This window comes from Streptomyces fructofermentans (genome assembly GCF_014651055.1).
Classification (GTDB): domain Bacteria; phylum Actinomycetota; class Actinomycetes; order Streptomycetales; family Streptomycetaceae; genus Streptomyces; species Streptomyces fructofermentans.
This window is the reverse complement of record NZ_BMWD01000022.1, coordinates 1-25,803: the sequence shown is the minus strand read 5'-3', so window position 1 is coordinate 25,803 and position 25,803 is coordinate 1. Positions and strand designations below refer to the sequence as shown.

The following is a 25,803-nucleotide window of genomic DNA, read 5'->3' as shown; positions in this document are numbered from 1 at the left end:
CCTCTCCTGAAACCGCACCGACCACCGGCGCCGACATCGCGCCGGACCCCGCTGCCAGGGGCGACCATCCCCTGCCGCCCCTGGCAGCCCCCCTCCGACACGCCACGACCACCGGAGCCGACCCGCACATGGAGACACCGACGACGCCGACCAGAGCGCCGGCACAGGAAAACGTCCGAGGAGGCCGCCGATGAACGGCGCCCACCGTGAGCCCCAACCGACCGCCGACGGCCCCACCCCGGGCCGGCGGCGGTTTCTCGGCTACATACTGGCGGCGCCCACGCTGGTGGCCGCCGCCGAACTCCTGCCCGCCCCACCGGCCTCCGCCGCCACCGCCGACACCGCGACGGCCGCCGTGCCCTCGGCGGACCTCACCGAGATCGTCGACCTCAACGACCTGATGACCCTGGCGACGGCCCCGACCGCCGGCCTCATCACGGTCCAGGTCAACCAGGACGGCACGGTGTCCTTCGCGCTGCCACGGGCCGAGGTCGGCCAGGGCATCACCACCTCGACGGCCATGCTGATCGCCGAGGAGCTGGACGTACCACTCGAACAGGTACGCATCACACTCGCCGACGCGCGACCGGAACTCGTCTTCAACCAGCTCACCGGCGCGTCCAATACGACCCTTGCGACATACACCCCGGTCAGAGTGGCCGCGGCCATCGCACGGGCACGCCTGCTGGCGGCCGCCGCGACCGAACTGGGCGCCGCCGTCGACGAACTCGCCGTAGAGGCCGGTGTCATCACCGGACCCGGGGGCAGGAACGTCGCCTTCGGCGACCTGGCCGTGAAAGCCGCGGCCGTACGCACCCAGCGGGTCACCGCCGACCTCAAGGCGCCCGGACAGTTCACCGTCATCGGCACCCCCCGAAGCCGCCTCGACGCCCTCGACGCGGTCACCGGGCGCAAGAAGTTCGCGATGGACCTCGCCGTCCCCGGCGCCGCCCCGACCATGGTGTGCCGCCCGCCGACCCTCAACGGCACGGTCCGCTCGGTGGCCAACACCGCCGCCGTCCTCGCCATGCCCGGAGTCACCGACGTCACGGTGATCCCCACCGGCGTGGCGGTGCGCGCCCGCACCTTCGGCCAGTGCATCGACGCGGTACGCGCGTTGAAGGTGTCCTGGAGGCCCGGCACCGCGGAAGGCAAGTCCGACCAGTCCGTGCTCAAGGAGCTGGAAGCCGCGGAACTTCCCATGGGGCCACCGCCGCTGACTCCGAGCGTGGAGGCGAAATTCACCTTCCACTTCCGCGGCAACAGCGCTCTGGAGACCAACTGCGCCATCGCCGACGTACGGCCCGGCAGCGCCGAGATCTGGGCGAGCCTCAAATCCCCGATCGTGGCCAAGCAGGCGATCGCCGCCAAGCTCGGCCTGCCGCTCGGCGCGGTCACCGTGCATGTCATCCAGGGCGGTGGTTCCTTCGGGCGCAAGCTCTTCTTCGACGCCGCACTGGAAGCCGTCGAGATCTCCCGGAAGACCGGCAAGCCGGTCAAACTCATGTGGCACCGTGCCGACGACACCCGCCAGGGGCGGGCCCATCCGATGGCCACCTCCCGGGTGCGCATCGACCACCTCGGAGACGCCGTCCTCGGCTACCGCCAGCGGCACACCAGCGTGTCCACCGACCTCGGCCACGGCTTCGGCGAGATCGTGACGGCCCTGGCCGCGAGGCTTCCGGTGGCCGATCTCGGCTTCTCCGAGACCTTCTTCGTGCTCTCCCAGTCGATGCCGTACGACTTCGGGACCGACAGCCGGCTGCTCAACGAGACGGACGGCGGCTTCAACACCGGCAGCATGCGCAACGTCTACTCTCCCGACGTGACCTGCGCCCGTGAACTCGTCATCGACAAACTGGCGTCGAAGACGGGCAAGGACCCCTACAGGTTCCGGCGCGCCTTCCTCAAGGACGAGCGGACCAGAGCCGTGCTGGACAAGGTCGCCTCGGCAGGCCGGTGGGGCCGGGCGATGCCGAGCGGTACCGCCCAGGGCATCGCCCTCCATTCCGAGTACCACTCCGTCAGCGCCGTGCTGGTGGAGATCGACTGCCGGCCCGAGACCGTCAACCGGCCCATCCGCGACGGTGTGACCGGACCGCGGGTCACACGAGCGGTCTGCGCCGTGGACGTGGGCCTCACCGTCAACCCCCGTGGCCTGGAGGCCCAGATGATGGGCTGCCTCATGGACGGCATCGCCCAGACCCTGACCTCCAGCCTGCACCTGCGCGACGGGTACTTCCTGGAGGCCAGTTGGGACAACTACTTCTACACCCGGCAGTGGAACACACCACCGGAACTCGAGATCTTCGTCATGCCGACCAGCACGGGCACTCCCGGCGGTGCCGGAGAACTGGGTGTCGCCGCGTCGATGGCAGCCGTCGCCTGCGCGTACGGCCGTGCCACCGGCACGATGCCCACCGCCTTCCCCATCAACCACGGCACGCTGTCGTTCGTGCCCATGCCGACCGTGCCGCCGATTCCCCAGTCGCCGACGGACGGCCTGGACCACGCCCACTGACCTGTCTGCCGACGGGCCACCGATGCAAGGAGTCTCCGTGCCCGAGCGCACATTCCGCCTCAACGGCGAGCAGGTCACCGTCGACGTCCCCGACGACATGCGGCTGCTGTGGGTCCTGCGCGACATCCTGGGGGTCACCGGCCCCAAGTACGGCTGCGGCATCAACGTCTGCAAGGCGTGCACCAGCCATCTCAACGGCACGGCGGTCAACCCCTGCGCGATCCCCGTGGGGGACGTGCAGCCGACCGACGAGGTCACCACCATCGAGGGGCTCGCGGACACCGTCGACACGGACCTCCACCCGATGCAGCAGGCGTGGCTCGACCACGACGTGTCCCAGTGCGGCTACTGCCAGCCGGGCCAGATCATGGCGGCCGTCGCCCTCGTGCGTCGGGTCGCGCGGGAAGGGCGCGAGCTGACCGAGGAGGACCTCGACGGCATCCGCAACATCTGCCGGTGCGGCACCTACGTTCGTATCCGCCAAGCCGTCAAGGACGCCGCGACGAGGATGTGAGGCCGCGAGGAGGGGGCCTGTGGGAAAGCCGTACGCAGGCCGGCGGAGCCGTCACCGGGACGGGTCCGCCGGCCTGCCTTCTTCTCAGGCGGCCGACGGGGCGCCCTCGGGCTCGTCCTCTGCCGTACGGCGGCCGCCGCCCGGGCGGCGGGCGAACCGGACCGAGAGGACCGTCAGCAGGGCCGCGACGACGAGCAGCCCGAGCGGGACGCCGGTGCTCAGCCACCACCACGCGCGTTGCGCGACCGAGGCGTCGTGGGCCTGTTCGCGCACTGAGGCGGCAACTCCCTTGACGGCTATGTCCGTCACGGGGAAGAGGGTGACCGGGCCGTCCGCACCCTTCGTCTGCGCGAGCACCCTCTGGTGCAGCGAGCCGTTCAGCGCCAGCCCGGTCTTCGCGTCGACCCAGCCTGTGCGCTCGGTCGTGGAGGTGTACGTGAGCGGCACGGCATCCGGCAGGGCCGCCAGCGCGGCCTTGTCGGGCCGCTGGGCCTCCGGCAGCGCCGCGGTGAGTGCCGCGACCGCACCGCGGGGGAGGACCTCGGGCAGTGCTTCGACAGTGGCGGGGTCCGCGAGCGGGCCCGTGGCTGTGACGTCGTACCGGTAGGCGTCGCGGCCGGCCACCGATTCCTGCCCCGTGTACCGCGCGGGCACCGCCTTGCGGATGCCGGTGTCCCAGAAGCGGTACTCGCGCTTCTCCGGGTTCAGCGGCCAGGAGACGACCAGGCCCGTGTGCTTCTCCGCGCCGGAACCGGCCGGTGCCGGACGCTCCACGAGGGTGCGCCGGTCCACCGCCCAGGTGTGCTTGGCGCTGTTCAACGGCTTGCCCTGCGGCCCCCGCAGCACCGCGTGGTCGAGCACGACGGCCGTCCGGCCGCTGGTGTCCCGTACGGCGACGCGCCGGTCCAGGGTCACCGGCAGCCCGCGGAGGAAGGCGTCGGCGCGGTCACCGGCCTCAAGGGCGGGGGCGTTGAGCAGGGACGCGGTGCCCTTGTAGTGGAACGTGCTGTCCGCGTCGGACGGTATCTGGTGCAGGCCGGGATAGACGCCGAACCGTGTGACCGCCGACGCGGCCACCAGGACCACGGCCGTCCCGGTCAGGATCCAGCTGCTCTTGCGCATGGCGTTCTCCTCAGGGCGGGATGCTGACGGGCTGCCGCTCGACCGGGACCGGTCTCCTCTGCTTAGCGAACGCTAAGTAAGTTAGAGGGAGTGTGACGGACGGTCAATACTCTGGAAGGGAACTCCAAAAGCCTTTGTTCTCACGGCTATTGAGCCAGAGACCGACGTCCTGCAGGGGCAGCGTGTCCGACAGTTACCGAGCGCTCGCTAAGTGACCCGCAGTCGCGGAGAACCGGCGCTGACTCGCCCGCCCGCCGGCCGAACGGAGACGGGCGGCCGGCACCTACCGAGTGCCGCCGGGGACCCCGAAGACACGAGCGACCCAGTGACTCATCCTGGCCTCGAAATCCGAAGCCGAAGCGATGTCCGAGGCGGGGAGGGAACCCGCGTCGTCGAGGTCGGCGATGAAGTCCACGTCGGCCCAGCCGCCCCGGAACACCACGACCGACAGCTCGGCCTCTCCCGGACCGGAGACGGCCACGCCGACCGAGTCGGGGTCATGGACGCGGGCCCTGTCGGTCTCCAGGGGCTGGGGCCACGGCGCCCTCCCGTCCCTCCAGGTCACCCGGCCCACTTCGAGGCCGGCCTCACTCCAGCCCACCGCTTGGTCGGCCAGAACCGCAGCCACCTCGTCAAGATCAAGCATCCTGTCCATGGCGGGATCATCCCCCCTCGGCCGACCGGGTGGTCCCGGACAGCGGCACCGGGCCCACGAGGCGGGGCCACCCGCCGGTTCCTGTTTCGCGCCGACTCTCCCGGGGCTGCCGGCTGACGATGGTGCTCAGAACCCGCAGGCGACCGCTCCCGCCCACGGCCCGACGGCCTGCCCGGCCAGGCCCCACGACGTGGAAGTGCCTTATGGTTCCCTTGTCAATGGACGGGAAGACGGGCGCAGGCGGCCCCACCTTCCTCTCGCGCCGTGCAGGAGTAGGTCGATGAGCCGCAGGGCCGGACTTGAGGGGCGAGCTCCCGAGCGGGACCCGGCGGGCAGCGCGGGAATCGATGCCCTCAGCAGGATTCGTGCTGCCCGGCCGTCGCTGCCGCCCTCGGAGCGACGGGTCGCCGAGGTCGTGGTCGCGGACCCCGCCGGATGCTCCGAACTGTCGATCGGCGTGCTGGCGGACAGGGCGTCGACCTCGGCCGCCACCGTGCTGCGCTTCTGCCGAACGCTCGGTTTCGCCAGCTATCCCCAGCTGAGGCTCGCTCTGGCCGCCGCGGTGGCGCACGACAGGGCTGTCGGCGGAGGGCGGCCGGAACTGGGGGCGGACATCGATCCGGCCGACACGCTGGACCAGGTCGTCGAGAAGGTCATCTACAACGAGGTTCGCGCACTCGAGGAGACGGTGCGCAGCGTGGACCCCGCGGTCCTCGGGAGAGCCGTCGACGCCATCGCCGCCGCCCGGCGCATCGACATCTTCGGCGTCGGGGCCAGCGCCTTCGTGGGCCAGGACCTTCACCAGAAGCTGCACCGGATCGGGCGGATCGCGTTCGTGTGGACGGACGTCCATGCCGCCCTGACGGCGACGGCGCTGCTCGGTCCGGGTGACGTGGCGATCGGCATCTCCCATTCGGGGGAGACGGAGGACACGGTCGACCCGCTGGCGACGGCAGCCGCCCGCGGAGCGACGACCGTCGCGCTCACGAACTTCCCGCAGTCCGCCCTGGCGGAGGCGGCCGACCTCGTCCTCACCACCTCGGCGCGAGAGACCCCTCTGCGGTCGGGCGCCACGGTCAGCCGGATCGCCCAGCTGGCGCTGGTCGACTGCCTTTTCGTCGCGGTGGCGCAGCGCTCCTACGAGGCTTCCGCTGCGGCGCTCCACGAGACGTACACGGCGGTGCAGCGGCGCCGTCGGCGTCGCCCTTAGTCCCCTTCGGGACTGCGGTCCGTTCGTGCGCCGAGCGGTCCTCGGGTCCGTCCCCAGCTCCCTGCTCGGCCCTCGGCGGGGCACGTCCGAGCGGTGAATGTTACTAAATTACGCTTCACGTATTCAGGCGTAAATTATTGACATACCGTGTCGCGGATCCGGATACTCCCGGAACGCCGCGGCACCACCGATCGCGGACCGCGCGGCCCCGGAACCCCGTGCCGTCGCGCAGCCCGTCGCCGCGACCCGCCATCACCGTCGTCCCGCGCCGAACCGGCGGCGCCGAGGAGCCATGAGCCACCCCACATCCCTTCACCGACCCGACTCGGACCAGGACCTGGCCGAACTGCTCGCCTCGTGCGTCAGCGACCCGGCGCGGGTGTCGACCGCGCTGCCCCGCCGGATCTCGGCCGCCCACGACGCGTCCCCCTACCTGTTCACCCCGCGCGCGGTGGTCCGTGCCGCGTCGGCGGGCGAGGTCGGCGCGCTGATGGCCGGAGCCCGCGCGGCCGGCATCCCGCTGACCCTGCGCTCGGGCGGCACGAGCCTGGCGGGCCAGGCCGGAGGCGACGGCATCCAGGTCGACGTGCGCGCCCACTGGCGCACCGCGGAGATCCTCGACGACGGGCACCGGATCCGTCTCGGGCCGGGGCTGACCGTCCGCCAGGCCAACGCCAGGCTCACCCGGTACGGCCGCAGAATCGGCCCAGACCCGGCGAGCGAGAGCGCCTGCACCATCGGCGGCCTGGTGGCCAACAACTCCAGCGGCATGAACTGCGGCACGCAGGACAACGCCTACCGCACCATCGAGTCCCTGCGGTTCGTGCTGCCCTCCGGCAGTGTCGTCGACACCGCGGACGCCGACGCCGACCAGGCTCTGCGGGCGCGGGAGCCGGCCCTGCACGCGGGGCTGCTGCGACTGCGGGAGCAGGTCCGCGGTTCGGCCGCGTCACGGGCCACGTTGGAGCGGCTGTTCGCGATGAAGAACACCATGGGGTACGGCCTGAACTCCTTCCTCGACCATTCCACGCCGGCCGACATCCTCGCCCACCTCATGATCGGCAGCGAGGGCACGCTCGGCTTCGTCGCGGAGGCCGTCTTCCGCACTGTCCCGCTCCTGCCGCACACCGCCACGGGACTCCTCGTACTGCCCGGGCTCGCCGAAGCCACCGACTCCCTGCCCGCGCTCGTCGCCGCGGGTGCCCGCACCGTGGAACTCCTCGACGCCGCTTCCCTGCGGGTCGCACAGCGCTCCGCCGAGCCGGTGGAAGCCCTGCGCGGCCTCACGGTGACCGGCCACGCGGCGCTGCTCGTCGAGTTCGCGGAAGACAGTGCCGAGGAACTCGAGCACACCGTCGCCGCCGCCCTCCCGGCGCTGCGCCGCCTGCCCACCCTGACGCCCGCCGCGCTCACGCGGGACCCGGGCGAGCGCGGCCGGCTGTGGCGGCTGCGCAAGGGGCTCTACACCGCGGTCGCCGGAGCCCGCAGGCCCGGTACGACGGCGCTGCTGGAGGACGTGGCCGTGCCCATGGAACGGCTCACCACCACGAGCGAGGGCCTGATCGACCTGTTCGCCCGGCACGGCTACGACGACGCGGTGATCTTCGGGCACGCGCGCGACGGGAACCTGCACTTCATGCTGACCCAGGACTTCGACTCCGGCGGGGAACTGGACCGGTACGCGAGCTTCACGGACGACATGGTCGACCTCGTCCTGGAGGCCGGCGGGACGCTCAAGGCCGAGCACGGCACGGGCCGCGCGATGGCGCCCTTCGTCCGGCGCCAGTACGGCGACGAGCTCTACGGGGTGATGCGCGAACTGAAGCGGCTGTGCGACCCCGGCCAGGTGCTGAGCCCCGGAGTGCTGCTCGACGACGACCCCCGGGCACATCTCGGTCACCTCAAGAGTGTTCCGGAGGTCGACCCGGCCGTGGACGCGTGCGTCGAATGCGGCTACTGCGAACCCGTATGCCCCACGGCCGACGCCACCACGACACCGCGTCAGCGCATCGCGCTGCTGCGCGAGATCGCCCTCGCCGAGGCCGAGGGCGACACCGACAGGCAGCGCGCCCTGGAGGACGACTACGCCTACGCGGCCGTCGCCAGCTGCGCGGTCGACAGCCTGTGCGTCACCGCCTGCCCCGTCCACATCGACACGGGCGAGGTCATGAAACGGCTGCGCGCCGACCAGCACGGCAAGGTGGCGCAGGGCGTCGCCGACCGGGTCGCACGCCACTGGCAGGGCGCGGTCACGGGCGTGCGCACGATGCTGGACGCCGCCCACGCCCTACCGCTGCCCGTCACCCGCGCCGCGACCCGGGCGGTGCGCGGGCTGGGCGCCGGGGAACTGGTTCCGTCCTGGACCCAGGACATGCCGCGCAGCGGCCCCGCCCGCCCCGCGCCGCGGCATCCCGCCGAGGCCGAGGCGGTGTTCTTCGCCGCCTGCGTCGGCAGCCTCTTCGCACCCGAGGAGGGCGCCGGCCGGACCGCGGGATCGGCGAACGCGTTCCTGCGCCTGTGCGCTCGGGCGGGTGTGCCCGTGGCCGTGCCGGACGAGCTGGGTGGCCTGTGCTGCGGTACTCCCTGGCAGTCCAAGGGCTACACGAAGGGCCACCGGACGATGGCGGTCCGCACGCTGGACGCCCTGTGGGACGCGACCGGGCACGGGAGGCTGCCGGTCGTCTGCGACGCCTCCTCCTGCACGCACGGTCTGGAACGGCTGGCCGAGGTCCTGCCGGAGGCGGAACGGTCCCGCTACGCGGCGCTGCGGTTCGTGGACAGTGTGGTCTTCACCGCGGAACGCCTGCTGCCCGCCCTGCCCGCCGTGCGGCCACTGGGAGCGCTGGCCCTGCATCCCACCTGCTCGACCACCCACCTGGGAGCCGAGGGCGCGCTGCGGACGGTGGCCGCCGCCCTCAGCGGGGACGTCGTCGTGCCCGACTCCTGGGGCTGCTGCGCCTTCGCGGGGGACCGGGGGCTGCTGCATCCGGAGGTGACCGCGGCGGCCACGGCCCGCCAGGCCGCGGAGGTCAACGAACGGTCGTACGACGCGTACGCCTCGTGCAACCGCACCTGCGAGATCGGGATGACCCGGGCCACCGGGCGCCCCTACCGGCACATCCTCGAACTCCTCGACGAGGCGACCTCTCCTGGCGGGGAGGGCGCCGAAGCGCACTGATTCACGGCCGAAGGGGGCTTGACGAGCCACCTGGCTGAAAATATGTTTCATCTTGCCGGGGCAAGATGAAAGAAAGTTTCGTCACTGTCTCTCGTGTCACACGAGCCCGCCGGAACCACTCCCGGTCACGTATGACGGAAACACAACAGAACCACCCAAGCCACCGAAATGTCCGCACGACAGGAGCCGTGAACGTTCATGTCCACCCAAGACGCCGTGGGAAACGGCCGACTGCGTGACCAGCTGGCCACCATGGCCACCGAGGCACACCGCCCCGAACTGGCGGACATCGACCGCCTCCCCACGCTGGACCTCGCCCGCCACATGAACGCCGAGGACGCGACCGTCACCACCGCCGTCGAAGGCCGACTCCCCGAGATCGCCGCCGCGATCGACGGCATCGCCGAGCGGATGGCCCGCGGCGGCCGCCTCATCTACGCGGGCGCCGGCACCGCCGGACGGCTCGGAGTCCTGGACGCCTCCGAATGCCCGCCCACCTTCAACACCGACCCCTCACAGGTCGTGGGCCTCATCGCCGGGGGGCCGGCCGCCATGGTCACGGCCGTCGAGGGCGCCGAGGACTCCGAGGAGGCGGCCCGCCAGGACCTGGACGCACTCGGCCTGTCCCCCGAGGACACCGTCGTCGGCATCTCGGCCTCCGGCCGCACCCCGTACGCCGTCGAGGCCGTCCGCCACGCACGGTCCCTCGGCGCGCTCACGGTGGGGCTGTCCTGCAACGCCGACAGCGCGCTGGCCGCAGCCGCCGAGCACGGCATCGAGATCGTGGTCGGCCCGGAGACCCTGACCGGCTCCACCCGGCTCAAGGCGGGCACCGCGCAGAAGCTGGTGCTCAACATGTTCTCCACGATCACCATGATCCGGATCGGCAAGACCTACGGGAACCTGATGGTCGACGTGCGCGCCTCCAACGAGAAGCTCCGGGCCCGGGCCCACCGGATCGTGGGCCTCGCCACCGACGCCTCCGACGAGGCCATCGCCGAAGCCCTCACCGCCACCGGCGGCGAGGTCAAGAACGCCATCCTCACCCTGCGCGGAGCTGTCGACGCACGGACGGCCGAGCACCTTCTCGAGGACGCGCACGGACATCTGCGCAAGGCCCTCGAAGCCGCAGCAGCCTGACGCACCAGCCGATACTCACAGCAAGGCCGATCTCATGGCGAACGAGAACAAGTACCGCGACACCGCGGCAGCCATCCTCCCCCTCGTCGGAGGTGCGCGGAACGTGGCGTCGGTGGCCCACTGCATGACCCGGCTCCGGTTGGGCCTGCACGACCGGTCCCTGGTGCAGGAAGAACAGCTCAAGGCACTGCCCGCGGTGATGGGCGTCGTCGAGGACGACACCTACCAGATCGTCCTCGGACCCGGCACCGTCGCCCGCGTCACCCCCGAGTTCGAGGCCCTGGCCGAGCAGGAGCGCGCCGAGGCCCCCGCACCCGGCGGCGGGAACGCACCCGACGCCGGCGGCGAGCCCGTGACCGCCGAGGAACTCGCCGCGCAGGGCGCGGCACTGCGCGCCCAGCGCAAGGCGAAGAACGCGACCCCCTTCAAACTGCTGCTGCGCCGGATCGCGAACATCTTCGTGCCGCTGATTCCCGCACTCATCGGCTGCGGCATCATCGCGGGCCTCAACGGCCTCCTGGTGAACCTCGGCTGGCTGCCCGGAATCACCCCCGCCCTCGCCGCGATGGCCTCCGGATTCATGGCACTGATCGCCGTGTTCGTCGGCTACAACACCGCCAAGGAGTTCGGCGGCACACCCATCCTCGGCGGCGCCGTCGCCGCCATCATCGTCTACGCGGGCGTGGCCAACGTCGAAGCCTTCGGCCAGCAGCTCTCCCCGGGACAGGGCGGAGTCCTCGGCGCCCTGGGCGCGGCATGGCTCGCCGTGCAGGTCGAGAAGTGGTGCCGTCGCTGGGTCCCCGTGTCCATCGACGTCCTGGTCACCCCGACGATCACCGTGCTCGTGGCCGGCCTCGCCACCCTCTTCGGGCTCATGTTCCTCGCCGGTGAGGTCTCCGCGAAGATCGGTGAAGGCGCCAACTGGCTGCTCGCACACGGCGGCGCGGGCGCCGGACTGATCCTGGGCGCCCTGTTCCTGCCGCTGGTCATGCTGGGCCTGCACCAGGCGCTCATCCCGATCCACACGACTCTGATCGAACAGCAGGGCTACACCGTGCTGCTGCCCATCCTCGCGATGGCCGGCGCGGGCCAGGTCGGCGCGGCCATCGCCGTGTACTTCCGCCTGCACCGCAACACCTCGATCCGCACCACCATCAAGTCGGCCCTGTGGCCCGGGTTCCTCGGTGTGGGCGAGCCGCTGATCTACGGCGTCTCGCTGCCGCTCGGCCGCCCGTTCATCACGGCCTGCACCGGCGGAGCCCTCGGCGGCGCGTTCGTCGGACTGTTCAACCAGTTGGGCACCGACGTCGGCTCCACCGCGATCGGCCCCTCGGGCTGGGCGCTCTTCCCCCTGCTCGACGGCGACCACGGCCTGGGCCGGACGGTTGCCGTCTACGCCGCGGGCCTCCTCGTCGGCTACCTCGGCGGCTTCCTCGCCACGTACTACTTCGGCTTCACCAAGACGATGCTCGCCGAACTCAATGTCGCGCCCGCACCGTCCGAGCCGGTTCTCACCTCCACCCCGGCCGTCGACGGAACGGCCCCGGCGACGACACCGGCCGCGCCGGCAGGTGCTTCGGCCGGTTGACCAACACAGCTGCTGCCCCCGCCGTAACGGCGGGGGCAGCAGCTGTGTTCCTTTCCGTATCCCCTCGCACGGCCACCGCCGGTGGATCGGGACCGCCCCCGACCCCGGCGCAGGGACGCTGTGCCGGGGTCGCCTCAGTCCTCGGTGACCCGGATGATCGTCCGTCCGGGGACGCGCTGGCCGGGAGTGAAGGCGGCGACCGCCTCGGCAAGCGGGCGCACCGCGCCCACCCGCACGGTGAGCCGCCCGTCCCGCAGCCGCTGCGCCAGGTCCTGCAGGCGCGCACGGTCGGGTTCCACGACGAAGAACAGGGCCCGTCCGTCGCGGGGCCGGACGGTCGGCGGCTGGGCGACCGTGACGAGGGTGCCGCCGGCGCGAACGAGGGCGGCCGAGCGGTCCAGCACGTCACCGCCGATCGCGTCGAACACCACGTCGACCTCACCGGTCCGCGCCGGCCAGTCGCCCGAGAGGTCCAGGAACGTGTGCGTGCCCAGCGAGAGGACGTAGTCCCGGTCGGCGGCCCGACCGGTGCCGATCACACGTGCTCCCGCCTCCACCGCGAGCTGCACCGCCACCGAGCCGACACCGCCCGCCGCGCCGTGGACCAGGACGGTCTGCCCGGTCACGATCCGCGCGTGGTCGAACAGTCCCTGCCAGGCGGTCAGTCCGGAGATCGACAGCGCGGCCGCCGCCGTGTGGTCGACATCCGCCGGAAGCGGGGCGAGGTTGCGGGCCTCCACGGCGACGTACTCGGCCAGTGAGCCGTTGCGGGTCCAGTCGGCGAGACCGAAGACCCGCTGGCCGACTGTGAGCCCGGTGGTCCCGTAGCCGAGTTCCGTCACGACGCCCGACACCTCGTGCCCCGGCACGCTCGGAGCGCGGTCGCGGCCCGCGCGGTCGGACCACGTCCCGGGCCAGTCCAGTTCACCGCGCGTGAATCCCGCGGCGTGCACCCGCACGACGACGTCGTTCTCGGAGGCATGGGGATGCGGCAGCTCCGTCAGGGCCAGCCCGCTGACGCCGGCATCGCGGTCCGAGGCGGTGATGGCTTGCATAACTGTTCCTTTTCGCGAATGTCCGATGAATGTCCGAGGGATGCGCGCGCCTGTCACGCCAGCCTATTTATCGCGTCGGCCCGCTGCCTCCCGTGGATGCCCGGCACGGGCCCGCCCGCAGTGGGGTCTGCTGCCGCGTCTACCGGCACTCCTGGCTCCTCGCAAGCGCTGTCCACCGGACCTGGACCCGACATGGCGCCGCACGCCGGCACCGAACCGCAGGCGGGAGGCCGTCGGATCGAAGGTGCTTGCAGTTGCGAGAAGCGGGGCCAGGAGAGTGACTGGAGGTATGGACCTCAAACTCGAACTCCTCGTGCTGCCGGTCTCTGACGTCGACCGGGCGAAGGAGTTCTACGAGAAGGTCGGGTTCCGTCTGGACCTCGACGTCGAAGCCACCGCCGAGTGGAGGGCCGTGCATCTCACGCCGCCCGGATCCGAGTGCGCGATCATGATCGGCAAGGGGCTCACCGCGGCCGCGCCGGGTTCCAGCCAGGGCCTGTACCTGGTCGTGCCCGACATCGAGGCCTCGCGCAAGGACCTCGTGGAACGCGGGATCGAGGTGAGCGAGGTGTTCCACGACGGAGGCGGGCTGATCTTCCACGGCCATGAGGGCGGCGAGATCGTGCACGACCTGGCGGGGCAGGGACGCCAGGCCGGCGTGCACCCCGACCGGGCCTCCTACGGCTCGTTCGCCACCTTCAGCGACCCCGACGGCAACGGGTGGGTGCTGCAGGAGGTCTCCCAGCGGGCCCCCGGCCGCTGAACCCGCACGCCGGCGCCGCCTGGCGGAGTGAGAGATGGCGTACGGCCCCTGTGCGGGTGGTGTGTGCGCGGGCCCGTGACCGGGGAGGGGCCGCGTTCGGCTGAGGTGCCGTTCGAGGCCGCGAAGACGCTGACGGGAGCGCGGTCCGTCTCACGCCGCCGGGATCCGAGGCGTCGATCATCTTCGGCAAGGGCCTCACCTCCGCCGAGCCGGGGTACCTCATCGTCACCGACATCGAGGCGGCCCGCCGGGAGCTCCTGGAGCGGGGCGTCGAGGTCGGCGAGGCCTTCCACGACGACAAGGGCGTGCTCTTCCACAACCACGCCCGCGGAACCGTCAACCACGACCTGCCCGGCCAGGCACGCATCGCGGGCCGCTGTCCGACGGCCTCCAGGACGGCTGTCCCCGACCGAACCGCGGAAGGCGCCGAAGCCGTCACTCGCCGGGCCGGAAGGTGTCCGTACGGGGCGGTCCACGGGACCTGAGCGGCGCGGACCGTACTTCGGCAGGTCCTCGAAGACCTCCGGGGCGCACCGGCTCCCGGCCCTGCCGCTTCCGGCGCCACGTGGCTCCGCTTCACGGCCCGGCCCGGCGGTGGCTCCGGTCGGCCGCTGCCGGCGCGTACGCGTCTCACATCCACCGGCCCGCAGAACAGGTACCGAAAGCAGGAGGGAACCGTGGGAATCCTCGACAGCAAGGTAGTGCTCATCACCGGCACCGGAGGAGGCATGGGACGCGTCGCCGCGCAGGTCTTCGCCCGGGAAGGCGCGAAGATCATCGGGGTTGAGATCCAGGCCGACGCCAATGAGGAGACCGCCGGCCTCGTGCGCCGGGCGGGCGGCGCCATGACGAGCATCGCGCCGGTCGACCTGACCGACCCGGACCAGGTCCGCCGGATGGCCGAGGACGCCGCCGCGGCGTACGACGGGCTCGATGTCGTCTACAACAACGCGGCGCTGCAGCGCTTCGGCCCCATGCCCGACTTCTCCGTCGACGACTGGCGGGCGACAGTGGCCGGCGAACTCGACATCCCCTTCTTCGTCTCGAAGTACACCTGGCCGCACCTCGTCCGCCGAGGCGGCGGAGTCATCATCAACGTGGCCTCCGAGGCAGGCATGATCGCAGGCACCACGCCACCGATGGTCGCCCACACCGCGGCCAACGCCGGTGTCATCGGGATGACACGGCAACTCGCCCTCGAAGGCGCCGCCCACGGAATCCGCGCTGTCGCCATCAGCCCCGGCCCGGTGCTGACCCCCGCCAGCGACCGCGACCTGGGCGACAACCAGGCCATGAGGGACGCCATCACCAGCAAGACGCTCCTCAAGCGTTTCGCGCAGCCCGAGGAGATCGTCGAACTGGCCGCCTTCCTCGCGTCCGACCGGGCGTCGTTCATCACCGGCGCCAACTACGCGGTCGATGGCGGAGCGAGTGCCTGGTGAACCCGTCACGCATCAGTGCCCACCTCCACCTGTTGTCGGCAGCCGAGGAGCCTGACGGACCCGCCGGTCGTTCCGACCGGATCTGAGCCGTCGTCTGCCCCACTGCGGACTGCCACAGGGTGCGCCATGCGTCTCCCCGGCACGCCGACTGCACGCTCCGGAGCGCCCCACACTCCGGGCCGCGCACGATCAGCATCCTGGCCGCACACCGGATCGCCATCGAACAACAGGCCCGCCGGAGGGCCGCAGGCATCCGTGCCGGTACCGATGCCGCGCCCTTGTTCGGGCAAGGTGCGAAAGGGCGACGCCGCGCCTCAGTGACCGGGTCGCGGTGCCGGCGATCCGGAGCTCGGGCAAGGAGGTCCGACGGGCCGAGGTGCGGGAGGGGGGTATCCGTATGCAACCGGGGCGGGCCACAGCCGCCAGGCCGGGTGTTGCGGATCGGCGGATCGGCGGAGCGGTCACGTCCGCGGAGAGAGGCGTTCTCAGGATGGCTACCGGCGTGGGAGACGAAGCAGGGCCGTACTGCCGATCGCGGCTCCGGACGGTCCCTGCGCCGACTACTCACCTACTGGGGTGTCCGCCGGTGTCCGGCTGCTCCAGGTGGGAGGCGAGGACCGCGGCCTGGACACGGCGCTGGACGCCGAGCTTGGCCAGTAGGCGGGAGATGTGGTTCTTGACGGTCTTCTCGGAGAGGTAGAGCTTCTTTCCGATCTCGCGGTTCGTGAGGCCCTCGCCGATCAGGGCCAGGATGTCCCGCTCCCGGGGCGACAGGCTCGCCAGCTCGGGCGCCAGCGCCGGTGCCTCCGCGGGATCGGCGCGCAGCGATCGCATCAGCCGGGCGGTTGTCGCGGGGTCCAGCATCGACTGGCCCGAGGCGACCGTTCGGACCGCCGAGACCAGGTCGGACCCCCTGATCTGCTTGAGGACATAGCCGGAGGCTCCGGCCATGATGGCGTCCAGCAAGGCGTCCTCGTCGTCGAACGAGGTCAGCATCAGACAGGCCAGCTCCGGCATTGCGCTGCGTAGTTCCCGGCAGACTGTGATGCCGTCGCCGTCCGGGAGCCGTACGTCGAGCACGGCGACATCCGGACGCAGCGCCGGAGCGCGGACCAGGGTGCGTTCGACGGAGTCGGCGTCGCCGATCACGGAGATGTCCGGCTCGGCGTCGAGCAGGTCGGTGATGCCGCGTCGTACTACCTCGTGGTCGTCGAGCAGGAAGACACGGATCGGGCTCTGCTCCGTGAAGGTGCGTGTCTCGGTCATGACGGCCCCTCGTCCCCGGTGGCGTACGGGCTGCGGGTCGCCCGTGCCGACGATCATCGCTCGCCGGAACTGAATGTGCTAGGGCCGACCGGCCCTACTGGGTTTCGAGACGTACCCCTGCCGCCCATGCGGTCACGGACCCGTGGCCCGGTCCGGCACCCGGGCCCGGTCGCGAGCGGCCTTCTTCCGGGACGGACGCACGACGGTGCCGGAGGCTGCGGCAGGCTCGAAGTGACCGGGGGTAACCGTGCACCACGCCCTCGACGGCGCGCACCAGGCGGGCCGCCACGGGGACCAGGGAGGTGTCCCGGACCCGGCCGGTCAGCTTCACCACGCCGTCGCGCACCTGGACGCGGACCGCCGATTCCGGTGGCGGGAAGAGGTAGGACACGACCTCGCGGCGGACCTCCTCGGCGAGCGTGGCTTCGGGGCGAGTTGTGAGCGCCGGGGCGGTCATCAGTTCTTCCGCCGTGACAGCGCCGGCCTTCGCGAGGTCGGACAGTCGGCGCAGTGGGGTGTGGCGGTCGGGGTCGCTGCCGCGGAATTCCTCCTTGGGCAGCAGGTCGGCCTCGGAGACGAGTCCCACGACGCGCCCCTCACCCTCCAGGACGGGCAGGGCACTGACCTTCCAGTCCTGCATCATCCGCACGATCTCCTTGAAGGTGGTTCGGCGGTCGACCGCGGTGACCAGTCGGGTCATGGGGTCGCCGACGACGTGCGGGGTGCCGTGCATCGTGGTTCCCTCTGCCTCTCCCGGTCTCCGGTCCTCGGTGCTCTGCCGGGCTCAGGCGTGGGCGCCGGAGCCGTAGGGTGCGTACAGGTCCAGGAGCCGCGTCCGGGCGGAGCGCAGGCGGTGGGCGAGCACGTCGCCGACCCACTGGGTGATGGTGCCGGCCAGGGCCGGATCCTCCTGGCACATCAGCCGTACGGCCGTGGCGTCGAACTCGTACGCCCGCAGCGGGGTTGTCGCCTCGGCGCCCATGTGCCAGACGTGCGGCCCGAACAGCCAGGACCAGCCGACGAGTTCGTTGTGACGGAGGGTCTCGACGACGGCCGCGCGGCGCCCGGGCACGTGCATGTCGAGTTCGACGGTGCCGGTGCGGATGATCCAGAACCGGTCGGCCTTTCCGCCCTCCTCGAACAGGCGCGTCCCCTGGGGGACGGATACCTCGCGGGCGAAGCGCATGAGCCGCTGCCGGTGCTCCGCGGGCAGGGCTCGCAGCATGGTGGGGGTGGGAGTGGGGATCACGGCTGGCCTCCCTGATGGGTGTGGAACTGACATGACCAGCGTGTGTCCGATGCCCGGCGGGGGGCTATGGGCCTTTCGGTCCTACGGCCGGGCCGCTCGGCTCCCACGAGGAGCCGTGGTCGAGGCACGCCCCCGGCTGGATCGACCACGAAGGGAGTTGATCGTCGGTCTGCAGACCGACGCCCCACTCAAGCGCGCGATCATCCGAACGGCGGTCTGCGCATGGTGGAGACCAGCCTGAGGGCCTGTTTGTGTGCCATTCATGCCAACTGTGCCGCTGGCCTTCATCGGGCGCGTGTTGAGGCTCGGCTTGTTCCTGGGCGGCCCCCGGATGGTGTCTGTGGCCCGCGTTACGATGCGGCGGTTTGGAGGCCTCATGAGTTTCACCGTTCCACCACCCCCGCTCGATATCGCGGAGCACCTTCCGGAACTTCTTTCGCATGCCCGGTCCACCACTCTGCTGTACCCGCGTGGCGGCTCTCCCGGCCGGCGGGAGAGTTCGCTCGGGGGACCGCTGCTGTGGCCGGCTGACGAACCATGGCCGACGCGTGCCGCACCCGACCACTACAACCCTGCGCGCGACTGCGCGGTGGTGGGGCCGGACCCCGTGGCGATGGTGCCGGTGCTTCAGCTGTTTGCTCGCGATGTTCCGGCGCTGGCGTTTCCAGCCGGCACTGAAGTACTCCAGGTGCTTTGGTGCCCGCTGATTCACTCTGAGCACGATCAGTGGTCGCCTGTGCCTGTGCTCCGATGGCGTTCCGCCGCCGAGGTCGCGTCCGGGCGGCTTCTGGACGAGGTGCCGCAGCCGTACGAGTTCGACGATGAGTACGTGCCCCGGCCCTGCGTGGTGCACCCCACCGAGGTCACCGAGTTCCCGAACTGGGACATGCCGGAGGACCTGTCCGAACGCGTCGGGGAGTGGAGCGACGAGTTGGAGGAGACCACGGGTATCTCCTACTACGACGCGTTCACCACCAACCAGAGCAAGGTCGGCGGCTATCCGGGCTGGACCCAGGCTCCAAGTTGGCCCCACTGTGTCTGCGGCGAACGAATGGAGCACCTCCTGACGATCTCGGCGAGTGAGTCGTGTGGGCGGTGGCTCCCGGTCGAGGAACGGACTCGTCCTGGCTCCGGCTGGGAGGTGTCCGACACTCTGCGGGACGACAGCCACGGGATGGACATGGGCGACGCGGGCGGTGTCTACGTCTTCGTCTGCCGTGCTTGTCCCGACTGGCCCACGGTCCACCGCTACGACTGCTGAGTTCCTGCGTGCCGGCCTTGCGAGGCTGACCTGGCAATCCGCCGGTGGGTGGCTCCCGGTCATGTCGGGGTGTAACCGGGTACTGGCTGGGTTGGAGGTGCTGGGTTCAGGAGGAACTCAAGGAGCAGGCGCGAGCGTTGGGCGAGCTGGCGCGGATGGCGGCCGCGTACGGCTGTGACGTCTCCCGTCCCGCCGCGACCGCTCACGAGGCCGTGCAGTGGTTCCACCTCGGCTACTCGGCCGCGGCCGAGCCGTGGACCCCAACGGGCCCGGAGGACAGGGCCGTTCGGCCCAACGGTCGCGGACCTTCGGCATCCGGCGGCAGCGGTGTCACAAGACGAGAGTGAGGGACGTCAGACAGTGACCGAGTCGCTCCCCACCTCCACCCTCACCGAAGGGATCACCGCCATGGCCGTGCACGAGCCCTCGCACCGGAGTTCGGGCCTCCACCTGCTGTCCTTCCGCAGGATCAGGAACGCTTCCCCCTCCGAGTCCGCCGCGTCGACACTCAGCGACACGCACACCGCGCGGGCGTACGTTCTCGCGTCCCTGCGCCTGCTCACCGGGTTCGTCTTCCTGTGGGCGTTCCTCGACAAGACCTTCGGCCTCGGCTACGCCACCTCCTCCGGCAAGGGCTGGATCGACGGCGGCTCGCCCACGAAGGGCTTCCTCAGCGGTGTCGCCGCCGGGCCGATGGAGTCCACCTTCCACGACTGGGCCGGGGCCGCGTGGGCCGACTGGCTGTTCATGCTGGGTCTGCTCGGGATCGGCGTCGCGCTGATCGCCGGTGTGGCGCTGCGCTTCGCGGCCGTCGTCGGCACGTTGATGATGGCGCTGATGTGGGTCGCCGAGTGGCCGCCCGCCCAGCACCTCTCCGACGGCTCGCCCAGCATGTCGACGAACCCGTTCGCCGAGTACCACGTCGTCTACGCCGTCGTTCTGATCGCCCTGGCCGCCGCTTCCGCCGGGGACACCCTCGGCCTCGGCCGGCTGTGGGCGAAGCTCCCGCTCGTCCGCCGCAGCCCCTGGCTGCGCTGATCCGCGAGAGGAGCGGCGTACCGGGCCCATGGATCCGCCGCACCGCAACACCGGCCGATGGGGCCGGTCGGCCCTTGGCGGGGACCTGCGGCCCCTGCCGAGGGCCTCGTCCGGGGACGAGGCTCGAATCGGAGCCCCGACACAAGAGGTGGAGATCATGACCCGCACCATCACCGTCGGCCTCGACGGTTCGAGGGAGAGCCTGGCCGCCGCCGAGTGGGCGGCCCGTGAGGCCGGGCTGCTGGGCCTCACGCTGAAGCTCGTGCACGTGTGGGAGCCAGTGCCGGCTCCCGCGGCGCAGGCACCGCTGCTCGGCGCCGAGACGCAACAGCACTGGACCGAGCGTGTTCCGCGCGAGGCGGCCGCAGGCATCCGGCTGCGTCACCCCGGCCTGGAAGTCACCACTGAACAACTGTCCGGCCACCCCGGCGACGTGCTGGCTCACGCGGTGAAGGACGCCGAGTTGCTGGTGCTGGGCTCGCGGGGAATGAGTGGCCTCGGCGGCTTCATGGTCGGCTCGGTCGGCCTGTCGACGGTGGCGCGCGCGGAGCGGCCGGTCGTTCTTGTCCGGGCCGGCGAACAGGCCGCCGACGAGCACGAGATGGACCAGGTGGGCATCCCGTCCGCCGCGACCCCGTTCCGGCCCGTCGTCCTCGGCCTCGACCTCGAGAGCCCCGACGAGACCCTGATCGAGTTCGCCTTCGCGGCAGCGGCCCGCCGCCGCACGTCCCTGCGGGTCGTGCACGGCTGGAACCCGCCCCCGTACTACGCCTACGGCCTCGCCACCGACCTCGAACTCCACAACGCCCTCGCCCGCCGCGAGACCGTCGCCCTGACCGAGTTCCTGCACCCGTGGCGAGAGAAGCACCCGGACGTCGAGGTCATCGAGGAATCCCTCTACGGCACCCCCGGCAACCACCTCGTCGACGCCTCCCGCGAGGCCTGCCTGGTCGTCGTGGGCCGCCGGATCCGCCGCAACCCGTTCGGCACCCACATCGGCCCGGTCGCCCACGCCGTCCTGCACCACTCCACCGCCCCCGTCGCCGTCGTCCCCCACGACTGACGCCCCGCCCCCGAAAACCGCCTGGAACCCGAGGAGTTGAACCCCATGAAGGCAGCGGTCGTACGAGCCTTCGGCGAGCCCCTGGTCATCGAGGACCGCCCCGACCTCGAGCCCGGCCCGGGCCAGGTCCGTATCCGCGTCGAGGCCTCCGGGCTGTGCCACACCGACATCCACGCCGCCCAGGGCGACTGGCCCGTCAAGCCGACCCCGCCCTTCGTGCCTGGTCACGAGGGCGTCGGCCTGGTCGAGAAGCTCGGCGACGGTGTCACCCACCTCAGCGTCGGGCAGCGGGTGGCCGTGCCCTGGCTCGGCAAGGCCTGCGGGCGGTGCGAGCACTGCCTGTCGGGCTGGGAGACGCTGTGCGAGCAGCAGGTCAACACCGGCTACGGCTGCGACGGTGGTTACGCCGAGAGGATGCTCGCGTGGGCCGACTTCGCGCAGCCCGTGCCGGACGGCGTCAGCGCCGTCGACGCCGCCCCACTGACCTGCGCCGGCGTCACGACGTACAAGGCGCTCAAGGTCGCCGAGGTGAAGCCCGCGCAGCTCGTGGCCGTCTCCGGCATCGGCGGGCTCGGTCACCTGGCCGTCCAGTACGCGAAGATCGCCGGGGCCACCGTCGCGGCCGTCGACGTCACCGACGAGAAGCTCGAACTCGCCGCCGAACTGGGTGCCGACATCCTCATCGACGCCCGAAAGGACGACGTCGGCGCGGTCCTGAAGCAGCACGGCGGCGCACACGCCGCGATCGCGCTCGCCGTCGACGACGCCGCGTTCGAGGCCGTGAACGCCGGGCTGCGGCGCGGTGGCAAGCTGGTCATGGTGGCGCTGCCCGCGCATGGCACGGTCCGTGTGCCGATCTTCGACACCGTCCTCAACGGCACCAGCGTGATCGGCTCGATCGTCGGCACCCAGCAGGATCTCGCAGAGGTCTTCCAGCTGCACGCGGCGGGCCGGACCCGAGTCATCAGCGAGACCCGCCCGCTGACCTCCGTCAACGAGTGCATCGCCGAGGTGCTGCGCGGTGAGGTCAGGGCGCGCATCGTCCTCGACCTGGTCGTGGGGCGGTGACAGCCATGATGACGGACCTGCCGATCGTCGTCGGCGTCGACGGCTCCGAGCCCGCTCTGCGGGCCGTGGACTGGGCGGCCGACGAGGCAGTCGTACGCGGGCTGCCGCTGCGGCTGGTGTACGCCTCGCTGTGGGAGCGCTACGAGGGCGCCCACCTGGCGGCGGACCTGGGCAAGCCGTCCGAGCAGGTGGCGGCCGAGGACGTCGTGGCAAATGCCGCCCGGCGGGCCACGAACCGTCGGCCCGAGGTGAGGGTCTCCACCGACGTGCAGCCCGAGGATCCGGAGTACGCGCTGGTACGAGAGAGCCGCAGCGCTTTCCTCCTGGTGACCGGCACCCGAGGCCGCAGTGGCATGGCCGAGGCGCTGCTGGGATCCGTGAGCCTGACGATGGCCGGGCATGCCCACTGCCCCGTGGTCGTCGTGCGCGGCAGCCACGACAACGGGGCACTGCCCGTCATCCACGGCCGCGTGGTCGTGGGCGTGGGTGAGCAGCCGGTGGCCTCGGCGGCGGTGCGCTTCGCCGCCGAGGAGGCACGGCGGCGCGGGGTCGAGCTGGAGGCCGTGCGGGCCTGGCGCTGCCCCGCGCACGAGACCACCGACCATCCGCTGCTCGCCGGGGAACCCGCCCGGCTGCACGAGCTGCAGGCGGTCGAGGTCCTGGAGAAGGCGCTTGAGGACGTCCCGGCCGGGGTCGAGGTGCGCCGTCGTACGGTCGAGGACCACGCCCGGACCGTTCTGGTGGACGCCTCACGTGACGCCGACCTCCTGGTCCTCGGGGCCCGCCGCCGGCAACGCCACTTCGGACTCCAGCTGGGCCGGGTCGCCCACGGCGTGTTGCACCACTCCGCCTGCCCGGTCGTCATCGTGCCCGAGCCGGTGTGACCGGCAGGACCGGCTGCTCAGCTCAGCCGCTCACCGTGCGGTCGGAGACATGGCCAGGCTTGCAGATCACGCGACGGTAGGCGGTACGGAGGGCGCGGCAGAATCCATCGTCTGAGGTGGGACGTCGTCACCGACCGCGTAGACGGCCCCCGGTCCGCGCCGCCGTACGCCGACGGATGGTTGAACCCCGTACCCGCCACGCGAATCGGACCCGCGCGCACGGTACCGACCAGCCCGAGGCAGCCGAATGAACCGGCGATGTCCGAGACACCTGCCCCGCAGGGGGGGCACCGCCATGACCGTACGCGTCGGCATCAACGGCTTCGGCCGGCTCGGCCGCACCTACCTGCGAGCCGCCCTGGAGCGTGCCGAGGCGGGCACCCAGGACGTCGGGGTGGTCGCGGTCAACGACATCGCCTCGCCCGCCACGCTCGCCCATCTGCTCGAGCACGACTCGACGTTCGGACACATCGGATGCGACGTCGCCCACGACGACAACTCAATCACCGTGGACGGGCGGCGCGGTGCTGCTGTCCGCCCGGGCCAGAACGCGGACGCCACCATCGTCATGGGAGTCAACGACGACAACGACGACACCTACAACTGTCACGGCGGCCGGATCGTGTCCGCCGCCTCATGCACTGCGCCGGGCCCGCTCGGCGGTTCTGAGCATCGTCCCGACCAGTTCGGGCGCCGCCCGAGCCGTGACGTCATCGGCGACCCCGCCTCACGCGTCCTCGACCCGGCACTCATCCAGGCCGACGGCACGCTCGTGAAGGTCTTCGGCCGGCACGACAACGCATGGGGTGACACGCACCGCCTCCGCGACCCCACCGCCCTGGTCGCCGATGGCTGACCACCGTCCGGATGGAGTGGGTGCCGCCGTCGCCGACCTCGTCCGGTCGGAAGCCGCTTCGACACACGTCCGGAAGGGCCGAACGGGCCCTCTTCGGTCCTTCCGGTCGGTCCTGGGACACCCCTCGGGACGGGTGGCGTCTCGATCCCGGCCGGCCGGAAAACAGGGACCAACCGGCCCAAGCGGCACCCGCGCACGAGGGCCAGGCTTGACATGCGGGGCGATTCCGGCGGGCGGGCGACACCGGTCCCCGACCGGTCGTCGACACCTCACCGCCGGTCCCCGGGCCCCGCAGAGGAACGAGAACTGGGGTGAGGAGCGACATGAAAGCCTTCGTGTTCCACGGCGCCGGACAGTCCGCCTGGGAGGATGTCCCGGACCCGGCCGTCAAAGAGCCCACCGACGCCGTCGTACGCGTCGACTCGGTCACCATCTGCGGCACTGACCTGCACATCCTCAAGGGTGATGTGCCCGAGGTGCGCCCAGGTACCGTGCTCGGCCACGAGGCGGTCGGTGAGATCGTCGAGGTTGGCGGCGACGTTCGGACGGTGCGTCCCGGGGACCGGGTCCTGGTCTCCTGCATCACCGCCTGCGGGCGCTGCGACTACTGCCGTCAGGGCGCCTACGGCCAGTGCCGGGGCGGCGGGGGCTGGATCCTCGGCCATCTGATCGACGGCACCCAGGCCGAGTACGTCCGCGTGCCGTACGCGGACCTGTCGGTGCACGCGCTGCCGGCCGCCATGGACAGTGCCGACGCCGTCCTGCTGGCGGACATCTTCCCCACCTCCTACGAGGTGGGCGTCCTCAACGGCCACGTGCGGCCCGGGGACACCGTCGTCGTGGTCGGCGCCGGGCCCATCGGGCTCGCCGCGATCAGCACGGCCCGGCTGTTCTCCCCCGAGCGGATCGTCGCCGTCGACCTGGTCCCGGCCCGGCTGGAGGCTGCCCGCGAGCTCGGAGCCGACGCCGTGGCCGACGCCCGTGAGGCCCCTGAGCAACTGGTCGCCGACCTCACCGACGGGCTCGGGGCGGATGTCGTCATTGAGGCCGTCGGGGTTCCGGAGAGCTTCGAACTCTGCACCCGCATGGTCCGTCCCGGCGGTCACGTCGCCAATGTCGGCGTGCACGGCAAGCCGGCGACCCTGCACCTCGAAGACCTGTGGATCAAGAACATCACCATCACCACCGGCCTGGTCGACACCCACTCCACCCCGACCCTGCTGCGCATGGCCGCCGCCGGACGGCTGCCCACCTCGCGGCTGGTCACCCACACCTTCCCGCTCGACCGCATGGAAGAGGCGTACGACGTCTTCGCCCGCGCCGCCGACACCGGCGCCCTGAAGGTCGTACTCGGAGGAGAACGGCACGACGTCGTGGCAGTGGGCACGACCTGACGGAGGGAGGCGACGACCATGTCCGAACGGACTCCGGCCGATGCGGGGGCAACGGTGGAGGAGCGCCCTCGGGGCGACCTGGGCCGCCGTGTCTCAGCGCGCCGCGCACGACTGGGCCTGAGCCGGCGCGAGACGGCCGACCGGGCCGGCGTGGCACTCAGCTACCTGAGCCACCTGGAGGAACATCCTGACGCCGCACCGGACCGCGGCACGCTGAGAAGCCTCGCCGCGGCACTGGAGACCACGGTGGCGGAGCTCGCCGGCGGCACGGCCGAGCTTCCGCCCGGCCGCGAACAGGCCGCCCGCGCACCTGAGTTCACGGAGCTTGACGCCGGCGAGTGCCAGGCCCGGCTCGGTACCCACGGTGTGGGGCGGATCGCGGTGGCCGCCGACGACGGACCGCTCGTCGTGCCCGTCAACTACGACGTCATCGACGGCGCGATCGTCTTCCGGACGGCCGCCGGCGCGACGCCGGGCCTTGACCCCGAATCCTGAACACGGGTTATGCGGCTTGTGCCAGCGTAGTTGGTGTGCGG

22 protein-coding genes and 1 pseudogene are annotated in these 25,803 nt (G+C 71.5%); 17 read left to right on the top strand and 6 right to left on the bottom strand.

Translation table 11 applies throughout. From position 1 onward, the window contains the following. Positions 1-190: 190 nt before the first annotated feature. Positions 191-2,521: a molybdopterin cofactor-binding domain-containing protein gene (locus IE265_RS26610; RefSeq protein WP_190038228.1), complete on the top strand. Its 2,331-nt coding sequence runs from the start codon at positions 191-193 to the stop codon at positions 2,519-2,521. Between the two features lie 37 nt (positions 2,522-2,558). Further along, entirely contained in the window at positions 2,559-3,035 is a 477-nt protein-coding gene (locus tag IE265_RS26605) for a (2Fe-2S)-binding protein (RefSeq protein ID WP_229916553.1), read from the top strand. 84 nt (positions 3,036-3,119) lie between these two features. On the opposite strand, the gene IE265_RS26600 is transcribed toward IE265_RS26605, so the two are convergent. Continuing rightward, positions 3,120-4,157 (bottom strand): porin PorA family protein, encoded by a 1,038-nt coding sequence (locus IE265_RS26600; protein ID WP_190038226.1) that lies wholly within the window; start codon positions 4,155-4,157, stop codon positions 3,120-3,122. A gap of 283 nt (positions 4,158-4,440) precedes the next feature. Then, entirely contained in the window at positions 4,441-4,812 is a 372-nt protein-coding gene (locus tag IE265_RS26595) for a hypothetical protein (RefSeq protein WP_229916551.1), read from the bottom strand. A 280-nt stretch (positions 4,813-5,092) separates the two neighbouring features. On the opposite strand from IE265_RS26595, the gene IE265_RS26590 reads away from it, so the two are divergent. The 4 genes from IE265_RS26590 (at position 5,093) to IE265_RS26575 (ending at position 11,928) form a co-directional block, all read left to right on the top strand. Next, positions 5,093-6,022, top strand: coding sequence for a MurR/RpiR family transcriptional regulator (locus IE265_RS26590; protein WP_190038225.1), 930 nt, complete (start codon positions 5,093-5,095; stop codon positions 6,020-6,022). A gap of 292 nt (positions 6,023-6,314) precedes the next feature. After that, positions 6,315-9,200, top strand: a complete 2,886-nt coding sequence (locus tag IE265_RS26585; RefSeq protein ID WP_190038224.1) for an FAD-binding and (Fe-S)-binding domain-containing protein — start codon at positions 6,315-6,317, stop codon at positions 9,198-9,200. Positions 9,201-9,398: 198 nt separating this feature from the next. Continuing rightward, on the top strand, positions 9,399-10,340 hold the full coding sequence (gene murQ, locus IE265_RS26580) for an N-acetylmuramic acid 6-phosphate etherase (protein ID WP_190038223.1): 942 nt from the start codon (positions 9,399-9,401) through the stop codon (positions 10,338-10,340). Between the two features lie 34 nt (positions 10,341-10,374). Continuing rightward, a complete protein-coding gene (locus IE265_RS26575) occupies positions 10,375-11,928 on the top strand; it encodes a PTS transporter subunit EIIC (RefSeq protein WP_190038222.1) in 1,554 nt (517 codons plus the stop codon). A gap of 134 nt (positions 11,929-12,062) precedes the next feature. Here the strand turns inward: IE265_RS26575 and IE265_RS26570 are convergent, their stop codons facing one another. Next, positions 12,063-12,983 carry an NADP-dependent oxidoreductase gene (locus IE265_RS26570; RefSeq protein WP_190038221.1) on the bottom strand — a complete coding sequence of 307 codons (921 nt, stop codon included), beginning with the start codon at positions 12,981-12,983 and terminating at the stop codon, positions 12,063-12,065. 289 nt (positions 12,984-13,272) lie between these two features. On the opposite strand from IE265_RS26570, the gene IE265_RS26565 reads away from it, so the two are divergent. Both IE265_RS26565 and IE265_RS26560 read left to right on the top strand, forming a co-directional pair. Continuing rightward, entirely contained in the window at positions 13,273-13,746 is a 474-nt protein-coding gene (locus tag IE265_RS26565) for a VOC family protein (protein WP_190038220.1), read from the top strand. A gap of 677 nt (positions 13,747-14,423) precedes the next feature. Further along, positions 14,424-15,188, top strand: a complete 765-nt coding sequence (locus IE265_RS26560; RefSeq protein ID WP_190038219.1) for an SDR family NAD(P)-dependent oxidoreductase — start codon at positions 14,424-14,426, stop codon at positions 15,186-15,188. A gap of 564 nt (positions 15,189-15,752) precedes the next feature. Here IE265_RS26560 and IE265_RS26555 read toward each other — a convergent pair. The 3 genes from IE265_RS26555 to IE265_RS26545 all read right to left on the bottom strand — a co-directional run bounded on the left by IE265_RS26555 (position 15,753) and on the right by IE265_RS26545 (position 17,703). After that, positions 15,753-16,454, bottom strand: a complete 702-nt coding sequence (locus IE265_RS26555) for a response regulator (protein WP_190038218.1) — start codon at positions 16,452-16,454, stop codon at positions 15,753-15,755. Positions 16,455-16,548: 94 nt separating this feature from the next. Beyond that, positions 16,549-17,187, bottom strand: coding sequence for a CBS domain-containing protein (locus IE265_RS26550; RefSeq protein ID WP_190038217.1), 639 nt, complete (start codon positions 17,185-17,187; stop codon positions 16,549-16,551). A 51-nt stretch (positions 17,188-17,238) separates the two neighbouring features. After that, positions 17,239-17,703, bottom strand: coding sequence for a cyclic nucleotide-binding domain-containing protein (locus IE265_RS26545; protein ID WP_190038216.1), 465 nt, complete (start codon positions 17,701-17,703; stop codon positions 17,239-17,241). Between the two features lie 742 nt (positions 17,704-18,445). On the opposite strand from IE265_RS26545, the gene IE265_RS26540 reads away from it, so the two are divergent. The 9 genes and pseudogenes from IE265_RS26540 (at position 18,446) to IE265_RS26500 (ending at position 25,762) form a co-directional block, all read left to right on the top strand. Continuing rightward, positions 18,446-18,964: a hypothetical protein gene (locus IE265_RS26540; protein WP_229916549.1), complete on the top strand. Its 519-nt coding sequence runs from the start codon at positions 18,446-18,448 to the stop codon at positions 18,962-18,964. A gap of 107 nt (positions 18,965-19,071) precedes the next feature. Then, a pseudogene (locus tag IE265_RS38575) lies at positions 19,072-19,215 on the top strand (pyruvate formate lyase family protein); the annotation flags it as partial. Positions 19,216-19,372: 157 nt separating this feature from the next. After that, the gene (locus IE265_RS26530) at positions 19,373-20,002 is read left to right on the top strand and encodes a DoxX family membrane protein (protein WP_190038329.1); all 630 of its coding nucleotides are present in this window, start codon (positions 19,373-19,375) and stop codon (positions 20,000-20,002) included. Positions 20,003-20,159: 157 nt separating this feature from the next. Then, complete coding sequence (locus IE265_RS26525; protein ID WP_190038214.1) at positions 20,160-21,065, top strand: universal stress protein; 906 nt, start codon at positions 20,160-20,162, stop codon at positions 21,063-21,065. A 45-nt stretch (positions 21,066-21,110) separates the two neighbouring features. After that, positions 21,111-22,133: a zinc-dependent alcohol dehydrogenase gene (locus IE265_RS26520; protein WP_190038213.1), complete on the top strand. Its 1,023-nt coding sequence runs from the start codon at positions 21,111-21,113 to the stop codon at positions 22,131-22,133. Between the two features lie 5 nt (positions 22,134-22,138). Continuing rightward, the gene (locus tag IE265_RS26515) at positions 22,139-23,017 is read left to right on the top strand and encodes a universal stress protein (RefSeq protein WP_190038212.1); all 879 of its coding nucleotides are present in this window, start codon (positions 22,139-22,141) and stop codon (positions 23,015-23,017) included. Positions 23,018-23,312: 295 nt separating this feature from the next. Beyond that, entirely contained in the window at positions 23,313-23,873 is a 561-nt protein-coding gene (locus tag IE265_RS26510; protein WP_373303022.1) for a glyceraldehyde 3-phosphate dehydrogenase NAD-binding domain-containing protein, read from the top strand. Between the two features lie 323 nt (positions 23,874-24,196). Beyond that, positions 24,197-25,267 carry a zinc-dependent alcohol dehydrogenase family protein gene (locus IE265_RS26505; RefSeq protein WP_190038211.1) on the top strand — a complete coding sequence of 357 codons (1,071 nt, stop codon included), beginning with the start codon at positions 24,197-24,199 and terminating at the stop codon, positions 25,265-25,267. Positions 25,268-25,285: 18 nt separating this feature from the next. Next, positions 25,286-25,762, top strand: a complete 477-nt coding sequence (locus IE265_RS26500; RefSeq protein WP_190038210.1) for a helix-turn-helix domain-containing protein — start codon at positions 25,286-25,288, stop codon at positions 25,760-25,762. Positions 25,763-25,803: the final 41 nt, after the last annotated feature.